Below are 15731 nucleotides of genomic sequence, written 5' to 3'. Positions count from 1 at the left end.
TCTGCTCTTTCCGTTTTCTTACTTGGAGTCTTTGGTGACCAGGACCACGTCGGTCTTCACTTCGACGGGCATGTCGGCCTGCTTCTTGTTCTCTGCGAGGGCCTTCAGCGCGGTCTCGATGCCGAACACCGCCTGCTTGGCGGCGAACTGGTCGGCGGTGGCGAGCACGCGGCCGTCCTTCAGCATCGGCTTGATGGCGCCGATGTTGTCGTAGCCGACCACCAGCACCTTGCCGGTCTTGCCGGCTGCCTTGACGGCAGCCACGGCGCCCAGCGCCATGCTGTCGTTGCCCGCGAGCAGCGCCTTCAGGTCGGGGTGCTCGCGCATCATGCCGGCGGCCACGGTGTTGCCCTTGTCGATTTCCCACTGGCCGGACTGCACGCCCACCACCGTCACGCCGGCGGCCTTCATCGCGTCCTGGTAGCCCAGCGTGCGCTGCTGCGCATTGAAGGTGGTCGACACGCCTTCGATGATGCCGACCTTGTCGCCCGACTTCAGCTCTTTGGCGAGCGCATCGCCCACCAGCTTGGCGCCGGCGCGGTTGTCGGGGCCCACGAAGGGCACCTGGATGCCCTTTTCCTTCAGCGCGGCGGCGTCGAGCTGGTTGTCGATGTTGACCACCAGGATGCCCTTGTCGATGGCCGCCTTGATCGCGGGCACCAAGGCCTTCGAATCGGCCGGCGCGATGACCAGCGCGTTGATCTTCTGTGCCACCATCTGCTCGACCATCTTGATCTGCGCGGCGGTGTCGGTCTCGTCCTTGATGCCGTTGGCCACCAGCGTGTACTTGGAGGCGTTGGCCTTCTGGTGCGCCTTGGCGCCGTCTTCCATGGTGCGGAAGAATTCGTTGGCCAGCGACTTCATGACCAGTGCGACCTTGGGCTTTTCCTGCGCGAATGCGGACGTTCCGGCCAAGGCGCCCAGCAGCGTCAGGGCGGCAGCGCTTTGCAGGGTACGGCGGGTGAACTTCATGTGGATGTCTCCTGGGATGGTTGATCGGAACGGTGCGCCGGTCTTGGCCGGGGCGCCGATGTTAACTGAGGGAAACGTTTGCGCAAACGTTTGCGAATCGGTGCTAACCCTGATCGCGAAAGACGGCTCGCGGCGGCTCGAAGACCTGTCGGACGGGCATCCGGACATGCTCGCCTAAAATTGCGGGTTACCCAAGAGGACCTCCCATGAGTTTGCAATGCGGCATCGTCGGCCTGCCCAACGTCGGTAAATCCACCCTTTTCAATGCGCTGACCAAGGCCGGCATCGCGGCGGAAAACTATCCCTTCTGCACCATCGAGCCCAACGTGGGCGTGGTGGAAGTGCCCGACCCCCGCCTCGACCAGCTCGCCGAGATCGTCAAGCCCGAGCGCGTGGTGCCCGCCATCGTCGAGTTCGTCGACATCGCCGGCCTGGTGGCCGGTGCCAGCACCGGCGAAGGCCTGGGCAACAAGTTCCTGGCCCACATCCGCGAGACCGACGCCACCGTGAACGTGGTGCGCTGCTTCGACGACGAGAACGTGGTGCACGTGGCCGGCAAGGTCGACCCGATCTCCGACATCGAGGTGATCCAGACCGAACTCTGCCTGGCCGACCTCGCCACGGTCGAGAAGGCGCTGCACCGCCACACCAAGGTGGCTCGTTCGGGCGACAAGGACGCGCAGAAGCTCGTCGGCCTGCTCGAGCGCTGCCAGGCCGCGCTGAACGAGAACACGCCGGTGCGCGCGCTCGAGTTCACCAAGGAAGAGCAGCCGCTGGTCAAGAGCTTCACGCTGATCACCGCCAAGCCCGCGATGTTCGTGGGCAACGTGGCGGAAGACGGCTTCGAGAACAACCCCTACCTCGACCGCCTGCGCGAATACGCCGCCAAGCAGAACGCGCCCGTGGTCGCCATCTGCGCCAAGATCGAAGCCGACCTGGCCGAGATGGACGACGAGGACAAGAAGATGTTCCTCGCCGAGATCGGCCAGGAAGAGCCGGGCCTGAACCGCCTGATCCGTGCGGCCTTCAAGCTGCTGGGCCTGCAGACCTACTTCACCGCCGGCGTGAAGGAAGTGCGCGCCTGGACCATCCATATCGGCGACACCGGCCCGCAGGCCGCAGGCGTGATCCACGGCGACTTCGAGAAGGGCTACATCCGCGCCCAGACCATCGCGTTCGAGGACTACATCGCCTTCAAGGGCGAGCAGGGCGCGAAGGACGCGGGGAAGATGCGTTCGGAAGGCAAGGAATACGTCGTGAAGGATGGCGACGTGATGAACTTCCTGTTTAGCTCCTGATTCCTTTCGGTTGTCGCCCCCTCTGATGAGCAGCCCCAAGATCGTCATCATTGCGGGCCCGAACGGCGCGGGCAAGACCACCTTCGCCCGTGCCTTCCTTCCCCAGGAGGCGCAGGTATCGCGCTTCATCAATGCGGACTTGATCGCTGCGGGGCTGTCTCCTTTCGCGCCGGAAGCGCAAGCCATCAAGGCCGGTCGGCTGATGCTGGAAGAGATCGCGGAATGCGTGCGCCGCCGGGAGAGCTTTGCTTTCGAGACCACCCTGTCGGGCTTGGGCTATCTCCGCCACATCGGGGAATGGAGAGCCATGGGCTACCACGTGAGTCTTTTCTTCCTGGCATTGCCGACGGCAGAATTTGCGATTGCGCGCGTGGCGGAGCGTGTTCGGCAAGGTGGCCATCACATTCCTGAAGACGTGATTCGCCGCCGTTTCGCGTCGGGGCGCAGGAACTTCGACGACAGCTATCGTGGCGCAGTCGATGCCTGGGCTCTGTACGACAACGCCGGTGAAGAGCCGGCACTCATCGAATGGGGGGAAGCAGCGTGACCAATGAGCAACTGTCGCAAGCAAAGGACAAGGACCTCGCCGCTTCGCTGATCGCGATCCGGCGCGCTGCCAGGGCAGCTCGGGAAGCCGCAGTACGCACCAACACCGCCATCGTGGTGCAGCGAGGCCAGAAGCCGGTTCGCATCACGGCCGACGAGCTGCGCAAGGCCGGCGTGAAGTGAAGCGGTGGCGTCGGGTTGTTGGATAGACTCCGCGCGCCCTTTCTCTCCTCCCAAGGCCAGCCCCATGCTCACCGTCCACCACCTCAACAACTCCCGCTCGCAGCGCGTTCTCTGGCTGCTCGAGGAGCTGGAGCTGCCCTACGAGATCGTGCACTACCAGCGCGATCCGCAGACCATGTTGGCGCCCGCTTCGCTGCGAGCCGTTCATCCGCTGGGAAAGTCGCCGGTCGTCACGACGGATGACGGACTGACGCTTGCGGAGTCGGGCGCGATCATCGAGACGGTGATCGAGCGCTACGGCAATGGCCGGCTTGCGCCCGCCGCGGGCTCTGCGGAGGCGGTGCGCTATCGCTACTGGCTGCATTTCGCGGAAGGCACGGCCATGTCTCCGCTGCTGCTGAAGCTGATCTTCGACCGCATCGAGACCGGCAAGATGCCTTTCTTCGCGAGGCCGGTGGCCAAGGCGATCGCGGCGAAGACGAAGTCGGCGTTCATCAACCCGAACATCGCGAGCCACCTGAACTACATGGAGGCCGAGCTCGGCAGGAGCGAGTGGTTCGCGGGCGACGCGTTCACCGGCGCGGACATCCAGATGAGCTTCGTGGTCGAGGGTGCGCGGGCGCGCGGCGGGCTCGATGCGAAGAGGCCGAAGCTGATGGCGTACCTGGAGCGCATCCATGCGCGTCCCGCCTACAAGCGAGCGCTGGAGCGCGGCGGGCCCTACGCCTTGCTGAACTGAATCGAGGCTTCGGATTCAGGACGGAAACACGTGCAGCAGCGCGACCGTCATCGTGACGTAGCGCAGGAACTTCCCGATCGCCATGTAGGCCACGCAGGGCCAGAACGGCAGCTTGAGCCAGCCCGCCACCGCGCACAGCGGATCGCCCACCAGCGGCAGCCAGCTCAGCAGGCAGGCCTTGGGGCCGAGTTTCTCGAGCCAGCCCAGAACGCGCACATGATGTTTCGAGTGCGAGTATTTGTCGGCGACCTTGTGCGCGCCGTAGCCCATCCACCAGTCGACCGCGCCGCCCAGCGTGTTGCCCACGGTCGCCACCGCGATGGCGGGCCAGAACATGTCGGGATTGAGCTTGAGCAGGCCGAAGAGAAATGGCTCGGAGCCCACCGGCAGAAGCGTCGCGGAGACGAAGGCCGCCACGAAGAGCGTGGAGAGTCCGTACTGCGGCAGCGCCAGCAGCGCAAGGAGAGAGTCGAGCCAGGCTTGCATAGGGTCGGCGCAGTATAGGCAGCGCGGACACCGCCGACGCGTGGGAGAAAGCCCCGGCGCGCACCGGTATTTGTACGGGGTACCGAGGCGCAAATCGTTTCAGTCGCTGAAATGCGGCGTGGCTACAATCGTGCCTCATTTTTCAGCAGCCGAACGCGCAGCTCCCCCTTCCAAATGACCTTGCAGATCGGCAACCACACGCTGGAAAACCGCCTGTTCGTCGCGCCCATGGCCGGCGTGACGGACCGGCCTTTCCGCATGCTGTGCCGCGCGCTCGGCGCGGGCTACGCGGTCAGCGAGATGGTCACCTCGCGCAAGGAGCTCTGGGGCTCGCTCAAGACGTCGCGCCGTGCCAACCACGACGGCGAGCCGGGCCCCATTGCGGTGCAGATCGCCGGCACCGACGCGGCCATGATGGCCGAGGCCGCGGTCTACAACATCGAGCGCGGCGCGCAGATCATCGACATCAACATGGGCTGCCCGGCCAAGAAGGTCTGCAACAAGTGGGCGGGTTCGGCGCTCATGCGCGACGAGCCGCTGGCGCTGGAGATCGTGCAGGCCGTGGTCGATGCCGCGCAGCCCTTCGGCGTGCCGGTCACGCTCAAGATGCGCACCGGCTGGAGCCAGGAGCACCGCAACGCGGTGAAGCTGGCGCGCGACTTCGAATCGGCCGGCGTGCAGATGCTCACCGTGCACGGACGCACGCGCGAGCAGGGCTACAAGGGCTTCGCCGAGTACGACACCATCGCCGCAGTGAAGGCAGCGGTGCGCATCCCGGTGGTGGCCAACGGCGACATCCGCTCGCCCGAGAAGGCGCGCGACGTGCTCGCGGCCACCGGCGCCGACGCCGTGATGGTCGGCCGCGCCGCACAGGGCAGGCCTTGGATCTTCCGCGAGATCGCGCACTTCCTCGAAACCGGCACCCACCGCGCGCCGCCGCTGGTGGCGGAGGTGCGCCGCTTGCTGCTCGACCACCTGGTGGAGCACTATGCGCTCTACGGCGACTACAGCGGTGTGCGCACAGCGCGCAAGCACATCGGCTGGTACGTGCGCACGCTGCCCGACGGCGAGGCGTTCCGCGCACGCATGAACATCATCGAGGACTGTGCCGAGCAGCTGCGCGCGGTCGGCGACTATTTCGACGGGCTCGCGGACCGGATGGACCGCATGCCCGTGCAGCACCTGGTGGACGAAGAGGCGTTGCCAGGTGAAGAGGAGACGGCCTGCGCCGTCGATTGAAAAAAGAGAAGAAGCAATGAGCAAGAAACACATCGAGGACTGCGTGCGCACCAGTCTGGACAGCTACTTTCGCGATCTGCGCGGCACCGAACCCGACGGCATGTACGACATGCTCGTGCGCGTGGTCGAGAAACCCCTGCTCGATGTCGTGATGACGCGCGCCGAGGGCAACCAGTCGAAGGCCGCGCAATGGCTGGGCCTGAATCGCAACACGCTCCGCAAGAAATTGGTCGAGCACAAACTTTTGAAATAACTCCACGGCATATCCAATGGCCCAGACTGCACTCATCTCCGTTTCCGACAAGACCGGCATCCTCGAATTCGCCCAGGCGCTGCATGCGCTGGGCATCAAGCTGCTGTCCACCGGCGGCACCGCCAAGCTGCTGGCCGATGCCGGCCTGCCCGTCACCGAGGTGGCCGACCACACCGGCTTTCCCGAAATGCTCGACGGCCGCGTGAAGACGCTGCATCCGAAGATCCACGGCGGCCTGCTCGCGCGCCGCGACCTGCCCGCGCACGTGGCCGCCATCAAGGAACACGGCATCGACACCATCGACCTGCTGGTGGTCAACCTGTACCCGTTCGAGGCCACGGTGGCCAAGCCCGGCTGCACGCTGGAAGACGCGATCGAGAACATCGACATCGGCGGTCCGGCCATGGTGCGCAGCGCGGCCAAGAACTGGAAGGACGTGGGCGTGCTCACCGACTCGTCGCAGTACGCGGTGGCGCTGGCCGAACTCAAGGCGAACGGCAAGCTCAGCGACAAGACCAAGTTCGCGTTCTCGGTGGCCGCGTTCAACCGCATCGCCGACTACGACGGCGCGATCAGCGACTACCTCTCGGCCATCGACTTCGACGCCAGCATCGGACAGCCCGCGCCCAAGCGTTCGCTGTTCCCGGCGCAGAGCAACGGCCGCTTCGTGAAGGTGCAGGACCTGCGCTACGGCGAGAACCCGCACCAGCAGGCCGCGTTCTACCGCGACCTGCATCCCGCGCCCGGCTCGCTCGTTTCGGCGAAGCAGCTGCAGGGCAAGGAACTGAGCTACAACAACATCGCCGACGCCGACGCCGCATGGGAATGCGTGAAGAGCTTCGACGTGCCCGCCTGCGTGATCGTGAAGCACGCCAACCCCTGCGGCGTGGCCATCGGCAAGGACGCGGCCGAGGCCTATTCCAAGGCCTTCAAGACCGACCCGACCTCGGCCTTCGGCGGCATCATCGCCTTCAACCGCCCGGTGGACGGCGCGACCGCGCAGGAGATCGCCAAGCAGTTCGTCGAGGTGCTGATGGCGCCCGGCTACACGTCCGAGGCGCTCGAGGTGTTCCAGGCCACCAAGGCCAAGCTGAACGTGCGCGTGCTCGAGATCGCGCTGCCCAAGGGTGGTGCCACCGACTGGGACAACGGCCGCAACGCCATGGACGTCAAGCGCGTCGGCTCGGGCCTGCTGATCCAGACGGCCGACAACCACGAGCTCGCCGCCAGCGACCTCAAGGTGGTCAGCAAGAAGCAGCCCACGCCGCAGCAGCTGCAAGACCTGCTGTTCGCATGGAAGGTCGCCAAGTACGTGAAGAGCAACGCGATCGTGTTCTGCGCCAACGGCATGACCATGGGCGTGGGCGCGGGCCAGATGAGCCGCCTCGATTCGGCGCGCATCGCCAGCATCAAGGCCGAGCACGCCGGCCTCTCGCTGAAGGACACGGCCGTGGCCAGCGACGCCTTCTTCCCGTTCCGCGACGGCCTCGACGTGGTGGTGGACGCGGGTGCGAGCTGCGTGATCCAGCCGGGCGGCTCGATGCGCGACCAGGAAGTCATCGATGCTGCGGACGAGCGCGGCGTGGTGATGGTGTTGTCGGGCGTGCGGCACTTCCGTCACTGATCCATCACTGATCGACCGGCGCCCGTTCCAGGGCGCGGCCGGGCCGTCCGCTAGCTCTTCGCTGGCGTGCGCGACCCGGCCTTTTTCTTTTGGGGTGATGCTGCCGTTTCGGCACTGGACTCCGCTGCGCCCGCGAGCAGCGACATGAAGAAATCCAGCGTGCCCGCCATCGTCTTCGCGGTCGACTGGCGCGAAAGGCTCCATTCAGGAAAGTGTCCGTCCACGGCCATGCGTGCCAGGCCATAGACCAGTGCGCGCGCGGCGATCTGCGCGTGCGCGGCATCGGTGGCATTCGTCGTGCTGCCGCTTTGCGCGAATGCCTCGTCGAACAGCTTGCGCATTTGCGCGCGGATCGTTTCGTTGTCGCTGCGCAGGCTCGGCGAATCGTCGTAGTCGATCAGCGAGCGTTCGCTGATGACGCGAAAGTGCGTCGGGTTCGAGCGCGCCCATTCGATGTAGGCATGGCCGATGGCGCCGAAGCGCGCCAGCGGTGGTGCTTCGGCGGCGGCCGCCACGGCTTCTTCCACATGCGCGCGAAGGCGCTGCGTCGCCTGCTCGGCCACGGCCGTCAGCAGCGCGGTCTTGGTCGCGAAATGACGGAACGGCGCGCCCGGCGACACGCCCGCCCGCTTGGCCGTTTCGCGCACGCTGAGCTTGTCGAGGCCGTCGCGCTCGATCAGCTCGACGGCCGCCTCGATCAGCGCCTCGCGCAGGTTGCCGTGGTGATAGGCGCGGGGTTCGGGAGCGGGCGGAGAGGGGGTGCGGGTGGCCATGGGGACGGAGCTTGCTGCATTCAATGTAAGCGCTGCTTATTTTGCGCTAGACTGCGCCCCGCTGCGATGTATGCATTGATTACATGCGCGGTATCCGAACCATTTCCATCCATCGTTCCGACTGGAGTTCTCATGCGCATCCGTCTTGCTTTTCTGTTCGCCGCGGCCCTTTGGGCAGGCGCGGCATCGGCCCAGGAATCCGCGCCGACATTGCAGATCGTCTGGCCGCCCGAAGGGGCTGTCGTGCAACTGGGCAGCGATGCCGAGCGCGCCATCGGCGTGGTCGTGCAGAGCAACTACAGGCTGCTCGCCGCCGGTCAATGCGGCGGCGACAAGCGTTGTGGCCACATCCACATGAAGATCGATCCCGAAGGCGACAGCTGCAACCTGCCGGGCCGGCCCTACAACAGCATGAACAGTGACTTCGGCGGAGAGCTGATCAAGGCGCGCTTCGGCCCATGCCCGTCGCCGACGGGAGAGCACGTGATCGGCATCCTGCTGGCCGACGACCAGCACAAACCTGTCCTGGTGGACGGCAAGCCGGTGACCCGGCTCGTGAAAGTCACGACCCGATAGACAAGCCGAAGGGCCGGCTTACTCGTGCGTGCCGAAGCGGTACTTCAGTTGGAAGGTCACGGCGCCGTACAGCCGGTTCTTGATCGTCGGCACGTAGGCGATGTTGAGGCCCCAGTTCTTGCCCTCGATGGCGGCCACCGGAAGGATGGCCGGGAACCAGTTGCCGTTGCGGTAGTTGGGATAGCCGTCGAAGCCGCCTACCACCGCGCCGAACTTCACGCCGTAGAACTCGAAGGGCAGGGCGTACAGCCCCACGTAGTTCGACTGCCGGCGGTCGCTGTTGCGGAAGGTGCCTGCGGTCACGCGGAAGGTGTCGTTCAGCGGGTACTCGAAGCCCAGCCCCTGGTTGACGTTCTCCAGCCCCTTGCCGCTGTCGAAGTGAGCCGAATAGAAGCCGGGGTTGATCCAGATGTTCTTCGGATCGAAGGACGACTCCTGCGCCGCCGCGAAGCCGGGGATGAGAAGAGCGATGCTCAGGGCCGGCAGCGTGCGCAGGGGGTTCATGGTGGCTAGGGTGTCCTGAAGATTTGTCGTGCGGCTTCGATGGTTGCGGCGATGTCGTCGTCGCTGTGGGCCGCGCTCACGAAGCCTGCTTCGTAAAGCGCGGGCGCAATATACACGCCGCGATCCAGCAGACCGTGAAACAACGCATTGAACTTCGCGTTGTCGGTTGTCATCACGGTGGCATAGTTTTGCGGCAGTTCCTTCATCAGGAAGAAGCCGAACATGCCGCCTTCGCTGTCGGCGCTGAAGGGCCGGCCTTCGGCCGCTGCAGCGGCCTTGAGCCCATCGACGAGCGAGCGCGTCTTCTTGCCCAGCGCTTCGTAGAAACCGGACTTCGCGATCTCCTTCAGCGTGGCGAGTCCGCAGGCCGTGGCCACCGGATTGCCCGACAGCGTGCCGGCCTGGTAGACCGGCCCCAGCGGCGCGAGCTGCTCCATGATCGCGCGCGGCCCGCCGAAGGCCGCGAGAGGCATGCCCCCGCCGATGACCTTACCGAGCACCGTGAGGTCGGGCTTGATGCCCAGCACGCCCTGTGCGCCGTGCAGGCCCACGCGAAAGCCCGTCATCACCTCGTCGAAGACCAGCAGGGCGCCGTGCTGCGTGCAGAGCTCGCGGCAGCGGCGCGCGAATTCGGGCGTGGCGCGCACGAAGTTCATGTTGCCGGCGATCGCCTCGATCATCAGGCAGGCGATGTCCTTGCCGTGCAGCGCGAAGGCTTCTTCCAGCTGCTGCAGGTTGTTGTACTCGAGCACGATGGTGTGCTGCACCACCTCGGGCGGCACGCCCGCGGAGGTGGGGTTGCCGAAGGTGGCGAGGCCGGAGCCGGCCTTCACGAGCAGTGCGTCGGCGTGGCCGTGGTAGCAGCCCTCGAACTTGACGATGCTCTTGCGGCCGGTGGCGCCGCGCGCCAGGCGCAGCGCGCTCATGGCGGCTTCGGTGCCGGAGCTGACCAGGCGCACCATTTCCATCGACGGCACCAGCGCGAGGATGGCTTCGGCCAGTTCGATCTCGCGCTCGGTCGGCGCGCCGTACGAGAAGCCCTCGAGCACGGCCTTCTGCACCGCCTCGACCACGGCGGGGTGGCCATGGCCCAGGATCATCGGGCCCCAGGAGCCGATGTAGTCGATGTAGCGCTTGTCGTTGGCGTCCCAGAAATAGGCGCCCTGGGCGCGCTGGATGAAGCGGGGCGTGCCGCCCACGGCCTTGAAGGCGCGCACGGGCGAATTCACGCCGCCGGGAATCACGGCGCGGGCGCGCTCGAAAAGAATGTCGTTGCGATCGGTATTTGGCATCGGGACTCAGCAGGGGTTTTCAGTGGGGGCCGCCGCGCACGGCTGCCCGAAGCGGCCGCCCCGCCCCCCGACAGGGGGTTGGCGAGGCGACACGAAGTGCGCGCAGCCTGGGGGCGAGCAACATTTCAGTGTCGGGTGTCGTGGGGAGGGAGGGCGAAGTCGGGCGGCGTGTCGGGGTCTTCGCCGCCTTCCTCATCCTCGGGTTCGGCCCAGAACAGGCGGTCGGGCAGCACGTGGCCCATGCCGGGGCGGAAGCCGGCGTCGAGGCAGCGGTCCATATAGGCCAGGGCTTCGGTGGTCGCCGCCACCAGGTCGGTGCCGCTGGCGAGCAGGGCGGCCAGCGCGGCCGAGAGCGTGTCGCCGGCGCCGGCGAAGACAGCCTCGAGCCGCTCGTATTTCTCGCTGGCGAGCACCGTCTGCGGCGAGGCCAGCACGTTGTCGATGTACTGGTCCGGCAGCATCAGCCCGGTGACCAGCGTGTAGGCCACGCCGAACTCGCCGGCGGCCTTGGCGATGTCGCGCGCGCCGGGCGGCCGGTCGCCGTTCCAGTCCGGAAGCAGCCAGCGCCACAGGGTGCTGTGGTTTCCAACCAACACTGTCGTCTGGGGCAGGACGAGTTCGCGAAAAGCGTCCAGATAGGGCTCGATGAGGTTCTCGTCCCACCACGAAAGGTTGGGCATGTAGGCCACCACGGGCACCTCCGGATAGTCGGCGGCGGTTTCCGCGATGGTGCTGAGCGCCTCCGTGGTGCCGGCGAAGCCAACCTTGATAAGTTGCACCTCCACGTCCTCCAGGATGGCGCGCGCCTGCTCCGCGATGGCTTCCTCGTCGAAGGGGAAGTGATCGAAAATCTCAGCCGTGTCGCGGGCATAGGCACCCGTGACTACCGGCAGGATGTGTGCGCCTACCGACCCCATTGCCAGGGCGTCGGCCCCCAGGCCGCCCGCCCCGCTGGGATCGCTGGCGTTGAACACCAGCACGCAGGGGGGATTCAGGTCGCGTTCGGCCAGTTCGCCGCCGTCCTGCGAGGGGTCGTTAAGATCGCCCGGTTTGCGGGCGCTGTCTGCTGGAAGTAAGAAGATGGTCATACGCCGTGCGGAATCCCCTGGATGGTGGCATAGGCGCGACGTTTATCGTCTGCCAGTGAGATACGCATAGATACACTCGTTGCATTTAATGAACAAGGACTTTAAGCTCCGATGAATACGAAAACTTGGATGTGCCTGATTTGTGGGTGGATCTATGACGAAGCGGTTGGTGTACCGGAGGACGGCATCGCGGCAGGCACGGCCTGGGCCGATGTGCCGATGAACTGGACCTGTCCTGAGTGCGGTGCGCGCAAGGAAGACTTCGAAATGGTTGAAATCTGAAAGCATGGCATAGATAGAGCTACGCGGTCTGCGTCGATGTTCGGCGCGGCGGGCTTCCGAGTCTCATGAGCAGGAGCGTTTGCAATGGGCCCGAATGGATCTGGTTACAAAGTGCTGGTCATTGACGACAGCAACACCATCCGGCGCAGTGCCGAGATTTTTTTGAAGCAGGGTGGGCACGAGGTTCTTCTCGCGGAAGACGGCTTCGACGCGCTCTCCAAGGTTAACGACCACAAGCCGCATCTGATTTTCTGCGACATCCTGATGCCGCGCCTGGACGGCTACCAGACCTGCGCCATCATCAAGCGCAACGCCCACTTTTCCAACGTCCCGGTCGTCATGCTGTCGTCGAAAGACGGTGTATTCGACAAGGCGCGCGGCCGAATGGTCGGATCGCAAGACTACCTGACCAAGCCTTTCACCAAAGACCAGCTGCTGCAGGCCGTGCAGCAGTTTGGCACCGTTCAACAGGAAGTGCAGTAATGCCTATTCGCAAAATCCTCGTCGTCGACGACTCCAAGACGGAACTGGTGTTCCTGACCGACCTCCTCCAGAAGAACGGCTTTGCCGTCAAGACGGCCGAAAACGCCGACGACGCCATGCGCCGCCTCGAGGAAGAGCATCCCGATCTGATCCTCATGGACGTGGTCATGCCCGGCCAGAACGGCTTCCAGCTCACGCGCGCCATCGCCCGCGACCCGAAGTACGCCGCCATCCCGATCATCCTGTGCACCAGCAAGAACCAGGAGACCGACCGCGTCTGGGGCATGCGCCAGGGCGCGCGCGACTACATCGTGAAGCCGGTCAACGCAGCCGACCTGATGTCCAAGATCAGCGCGCTGAACTGAGCGAAAGCCTGCCGAGTCCATGGCGAATCGCGATGCTCTGAGAGCCTTCCAGTCCCGGCTGGCGAGCCGGCTGCAGGCCGCTCGCACGACGGGCGTGGCCGCCACGTGGCTGGCGGTCGAGGCGGGCGAGGGCAAATACCTCTTTCCGCTGGGACACGCCGGCGAGATCTTTCCCTGGACGCCGCCGCAGCCCGTGCCCTACACGGAGCCGTGGTTCCTCGGCGTCGCCAACCTGCGCGGCGGCCTCTACGGCGTCGTGCAGCTTTCGGCGTTCGCCACCGGCGTTCCCACCGCGCTGGCCGCCACCGAGGCGGCGCGCATCCAGTCGCGGCTCGTTGCTTTCAACGAGCTGCTCGAAGTCAACTGCGCATTGCTGGTCGATCGACTGGCGGGGTTGCGGGGGGCGGAGGCCTTCACGGCGTCCGAGCCTCCTGGCGCAGAAGCACCTGCCTGGCACGGGCATCTGTTTACCGATGCAGCGGGGAGCGCTGGCAGGAAGTCAACCTGCAGGCGCTTTCGCAGCAACCCCAGTTTTTGAGTATTGGTGCGTAGCAGTGCCCCCGCACGCCGTACCGGAAACCACCTGAAGGACCGACCGTGAGCTCGATCGCCGACAAGTTCAAGAAATTACTGCCCGTGACCAACGGCAACGACAAGGCCCGCGTCGATGGCTCCGGTTCGATATCGATCGACGATGTCGACACCGTCCAGGTTCCGGACGAAAAGACCGTGCGCCTCGCAAAGAAGGGCGCCGCGCCCGACACCAGCTTCGGCGATGTCGACCTGCCCGGCGGCGGAGATGCTGCCAACGAGCCCGGCGCGGCGGACGTCGAGGCCCTGCCCGACGCCACCGGCGGCCGTGCGGGCTCCAGCCCCGCGAAGCAGCAGCGTATCCTGGCCATCCTGCTGGCGGTCGTGGTGCTGTTGCTGCTGCTGGTCGCCGGCTCCTCCATTCTTCGCGCCGAACGCCTCGCGCAGCAGGTGGCGGCCACCGGCCAGTCGCTGATGCAGTCGCAGCGCCTCGCCAAGTCGATCTCGCAGGCCCTCGTGGGCAGCCCCTCGGCCTTCGTCGAAGTGAAGGACGCCGCCGACGACCTCTCGCGCCGCGTGCACGGCCTGACCAACGGCGACGACTCCCTGCGCCTGGAAGCCGTCGGCAACCAGTACGACGAGGAGATGGGCAAGATCAATCCGCTCGTCACCCGCGCCGAGGCCAGCGCCAAGGCCGTGCTGGCCCAGCGCCAGATCCTGACGCAGGTGGGCGCCGCCTTGCGCGACATCAACCAGCAGTCGTCCACGCTGCTCGAGATGACGGAAACCGTCGCCTCGCTGAAGATGCAGCAGAACGCCACGCTGCCCGAGATCTCGGCCGCCGGCCAGCTCGTGATGCTGACGCAGCGCATCGGCAAGTCGACCAACGAGTTCTTCACGGTCGAGGGCGTGAACCCCGACGCCGTGTTCCTGCTGGGCAAGGACCTGAACACCTTCCAGGAAACCACCCGCGGCCTGCTCGACGGCAATGCGCAGCAGCGCTTCCCCGGCTCGAAGGACCCGCAGACGCGCCAGCAGCTCGAGGCCATCCTGAAGACCTACGAACAGATGCGCACGCAGGCTTCGGCCATTCTGGGCAACCTGCAGGGCCTGGTGGCGGCGCGCGAAGCACAGGCATCCATCCTGACCGACAGCGAGCCGCTGCGTAAGTCGCTGGGCGACCTGCAGGAAAAGCTCTCCGCCCGCACCGGCCTGGGCGCCGGCACCATCGTGCTGCTGTTCGTGCTGTCGCTGGCCGCCCTGGCACTCGCAGGCGCCATCGGTTTCGTGCAGGTGCGCGAAGGCCGCGAACGCGCCGCCATCGCCGAACGCGAGCGTCTGGCCGCCGAACAGGCTTCCGACGAAGCCAGCCGCGTGAACAACGCCAACCAGGCCGCCATTCTTCGCCTGATGAACGAACTGCAGACAGTGGCCGAAGGCGACCTGACGCAGGAAGCGACCGTGACCGAGGACATCACCGGCGCCATCGCCGACTCGGTGAACTACACGGTGGAAGAACTGCGGCTGCTGGTGGGCAACGTGCAGAACACGGCAACCCGCGTGGCGCAGACGACGTCGCAGGTGGAGAGCACCTCGACCGAACTGCTGGCGGCTTCCACCGAACAGCTGCGCGAAATTCGCGAAACCGGCCAGTCGGTGCTGACCATGGCCGAGCGAATCAACGGCGTGTCCACCCAGGCGCAAGAGTCCGCCACCGTGGCGCGCCAGTCGCTGCAAGCCGCATCGTCGGGTCTGCAGGCCGTGCAGAACGCCATCGGCGGTATGAACTCCATCCGCGACCAGATCCAGGAAACCTCCAAGCGGATCAAGCGCCTGGGCGAATCGTCGCAGGAGATCGGTGAAATCACCGAGCTGATCTCGGACATTACCGAACAGACGAACGTGCTGGCCCTGAACGCAGCCATCCAGGCAGCGTCCGCCGGTGAAGCCGGCCGAGGCTTCTCGGTGGTGGCGGAAGAAGTTCAGCGACTGGCCGAACGCTCCGCGGACGCCACGCGCCAGATCTCGGCGCTGGTGAAGGCGATTCAGACCGACACGCAGGACGCGGTGGGCGCCATGGAGCGTTCCACGCAGGGTGTGGTCGAAGGGGCCAAGCTGTCCGACAACGCGGGTACCGCGCTGTCCGAGATCGACCGCGTGTCGCGCCGACTCGCCGACCTGATCGAGCAGATTTCGCAATCCGCCTCCCGCGAAGCCGATTCGGCGAACGTGGTGGCCGCGAACATCCAGCACATCTTCGCGGTGACGGAACAGACCGGAGAAGGTACGCGTACCACGGCACAGCAGGTGCGCGAGCTCTCGCAGATGGCCGAGGAACTGCGCCGCTCGGTCGCCCGTTTCAAGATTGCGTGATGAAGCTCTCCCCTGGCCTTCGCGCACTTCGTGTCGCTTCGGCAAGCCCCTTCCGGGGGCAACACCTGCGGCCCGGCGAAGCCGGTTGCGCGGTGTTCCTTGAAGCGGCTGCGACGGCCTCCTG

General features: G+C 65.8%; 18 protein-coding genes and 1 pseudogene. 13 read left to right on the top strand and 6 right to left on the bottom strand.

Annotated elements, in window-relative coordinates:
• Positions 1 to 18 precede the first annotated feature (18 nt).
• Positions 19 to 972 (bottom strand): sugar ABC transporter substrate-binding protein, encoded by a 954-nt coding sequence (locus ACHMXA_RS29745; RefSeq protein WP_395317424.1) that lies wholly within the window; start codon positions 970 to 972, stop codon positions 19 to 21.
• Between the two features lie 206 nt (positions 973 to 1178).
• Between ACHMXA_RS29745 and ychF the strand changes: the two genes are divergently transcribed.
• From ychF to ACHMXA_RS29725, 4 genes are all read left to right on the top strand, one after another.
• Positions 1179 to 2270 (top strand): redox-regulated ATPase YchF, encoded by a 1092-nt coding sequence (gene ychF, locus ACHMXA_RS29740; protein WP_093205654.1) that lies wholly within the window; start codon positions 1179 to 1181, stop codon positions 2268 to 2270.
• 25 nt (positions 2271 to 2295) lie between these two features.
• On the top strand, positions 2296 to 2817 hold the full coding sequence (locus ACHMXA_RS29735; RefSeq protein WP_395317423.1) for a zeta toxin family protein: 522 nt from the start codon (positions 2296 to 2298) through the stop codon (positions 2815 to 2817).
• On the top strand, positions 2814 to 2999 hold the full coding sequence (locus ACHMXA_RS29730; protein ID WP_395317422.1) for a hypothetical protein: 186 nt from the start codon (positions 2814 to 2816) through the stop codon (positions 2997 to 2999). The genes ACHMXA_RS29735 and ACHMXA_RS29730 overlap by 4 nt, the downstream gene beginning before the upstream one ends.
• A gap of 64 nt (positions 3000 to 3063) precedes the next feature.
• Positions 3064 to 3738, top strand: coding sequence for a glutathione S-transferase (locus ACHMXA_RS29725; RefSeq protein WP_395317421.1), 675 nt, complete (start codon positions 3064 to 3066; stop codon positions 3736 to 3738).
• A 15-nt stretch (positions 3739 to 3753) separates the two neighbouring features.
• Here ACHMXA_RS29725 and ACHMXA_RS29720 read toward each other — a convergent pair whose 3' ends face one another.
• Entirely contained in the window at positions 3754 to 4224 is a 471-nt protein-coding gene (locus ACHMXA_RS29720) for a YqaA family protein (protein ID WP_395317420.1), read from the bottom strand.
• 174 nt (positions 4225 to 4398) lie between these two features.
• Between ACHMXA_RS29720 and dusB the strand changes: the two genes are divergently transcribed.
• The 3 genes from dusB to purH are packed head-to-tail and all read left to right on the top strand — an operon-like array spanning position 4399 to position 7340.
• The gene (dusB, locus tag ACHMXA_RS29715; RefSeq protein ID WP_176663440.1) at positions 4399 to 5463 is read left to right on the top strand and encodes a tRNA dihydrouridine synthase DusB; all 1065 of its coding nucleotides are present in this window, start codon (positions 4399 to 4401) and stop codon (positions 5461 to 5463) included.
• A 16-nt stretch (positions 5464 to 5479) separates the two neighbouring features.
• Entirely contained in the window at positions 5480 to 5716 is a 237-nt protein-coding gene (locus ACHMXA_RS29710) for a Fis family transcriptional regulator (protein WP_093205644.1), read from the top strand.
• A 16-nt stretch (positions 5717 to 5732) separates the two neighbouring features.
• Positions 5733 to 7340 carry a bifunctional phosphoribosylaminoimidazolecarboxamide formyltransferase/IMP cyclohydrolase gene (gene purH, locus ACHMXA_RS29705; protein WP_395317419.1) on the top strand — a complete coding sequence of 536 codons (1608 nt, stop codon included), beginning with the start codon at positions 5733 to 5735 and terminating at the stop codon, positions 7338 to 7340.
• Between the two features lie 50 nt (positions 7341 to 7390).
• On the opposite strand, the gene ACHMXA_RS29700 is transcribed toward purH, so the two are convergent.
• Positions 7391 to 8113 carry a TetR/AcrR family transcriptional regulator gene (locus tag ACHMXA_RS29700; protein ID WP_395317418.1) on the bottom strand — a complete coding sequence of 241 codons (723 nt, stop codon included), beginning with the start codon at positions 8111 to 8113 and terminating at the stop codon, positions 7391 to 7393.
• A gap of 132 nt (positions 8114 to 8245) precedes the next feature.
• Between ACHMXA_RS29700 and ACHMXA_RS29695 the strand changes: the two genes are divergently transcribed.
• Positions 8246 to 8689 carry a hypothetical protein gene (locus tag ACHMXA_RS29695; RefSeq protein WP_395317417.1) on the top strand — a complete coding sequence of 148 codons (444 nt, stop codon included), beginning with the start codon at positions 8246 to 8248 and terminating at the stop codon, positions 8687 to 8689.
• Between the two features lie 18 nt (positions 8690 to 8707).
• Here ACHMXA_RS29695 and ACHMXA_RS29690 read toward each other — a convergent pair whose 3' ends face one another.
• The 3 genes from ACHMXA_RS29690 to ACHMXA_RS29680 all read right to left on the bottom strand — a co-directional run bounded on the left by ACHMXA_RS29690 (position 8708) and on the right by ACHMXA_RS29680 (position 11573).
• Entirely contained in the window at positions 8708 to 9193 is a 486-nt protein-coding gene (locus ACHMXA_RS29690) for a hypothetical protein (RefSeq protein ID WP_395317416.1), read from the bottom strand.
• 5 nt (positions 9194 to 9198) lie between these two features.
• Positions 9199 to 10485 carry a glutamate-1-semialdehyde 2,1-aminomutase gene (gene hemL, locus ACHMXA_RS29685; protein WP_395317415.1) on the bottom strand — a complete coding sequence of 429 codons (1287 nt, stop codon included), beginning with the start codon at positions 10483 to 10485 and terminating at the stop codon, positions 9199 to 9201.
• Positions 10486 to 10610: 125 nt separating this feature from the next.
• Positions 10611 to 11573: a bifunctional hydroxymethylpyrimidine kinase/phosphomethylpyrimidine kinase gene (locus ACHMXA_RS29680; RefSeq protein ID WP_176663435.1), complete on the bottom strand. Its 963-nt coding sequence runs from the start codon at positions 11571 to 11573 to the stop codon at positions 10611 to 10613.
• Between the two features lie 111 nt (positions 11574 to 11684).
• Here ACHMXA_RS29680 and ACHMXA_RS29675 point away from each other — a divergent pair, with 111 nt between their 5' ends.
• The 5 genes and pseudogenes from ACHMXA_RS29675 (at position 11685) to ACHMXA_RS29655 (ending at position 15607) form a co-directional block, all read left to right on the top strand.
• Complete coding sequence (locus tag ACHMXA_RS29675; RefSeq protein WP_007838397.1) at positions 11685 to 11855, top strand: rubredoxin; 171 nt, start codon at positions 11685 to 11687, stop codon at positions 11853 to 11855.
• Positions 11856 to 11939: 84 nt separating this feature from the next.
• Complete coding sequence (locus ACHMXA_RS29670) at positions 11940 to 12338, top strand: PleD family two-component system response regulator (RefSeq protein WP_093205631.1); 399 nt, start codon at positions 11940 to 11942, stop codon at positions 12336 to 12338.
• Positions 12338 to 12703, top strand: coding sequence for a response regulator transcription factor (locus ACHMXA_RS29665; protein WP_081271090.1), 366 nt, complete (start codon positions 12338 to 12340; stop codon positions 12701 to 12703). The genes ACHMXA_RS29670 and ACHMXA_RS29665 overlap by 1 nt, the downstream gene beginning before the upstream one ends.
• Positions 12704 to 12722: 19 nt before the next feature.
• Positions 12723 to 13255 (top strand): annotated as a pseudogene (locus ACHMXA_RS29660) (chemotaxis protein CheW).
• Positions 13256 to 13300: 45 nt separating this feature from the next.
• A complete protein-coding gene (locus ACHMXA_RS29655) occupies positions 13301 to 15607 on the top strand; it encodes a methyl-accepting chemotaxis protein (RefSeq protein WP_176663433.1) in 2307 nt (768 codons plus the stop codon).
• Positions 15608 to 15731 lie beyond the last annotated feature (124 nt).

This window comes from Variovorax sp. UC74_104 (assembly GCF_044055375.1).
Taxonomy (GTDB): Bacteria; Pseudomonadota; Gammaproteobacteria; order Burkholderiales; family Burkholderiaceae_C; genus Variovorax.
This window is presented reverse-complemented; position numbering and strand designations above follow the sequence as displayed.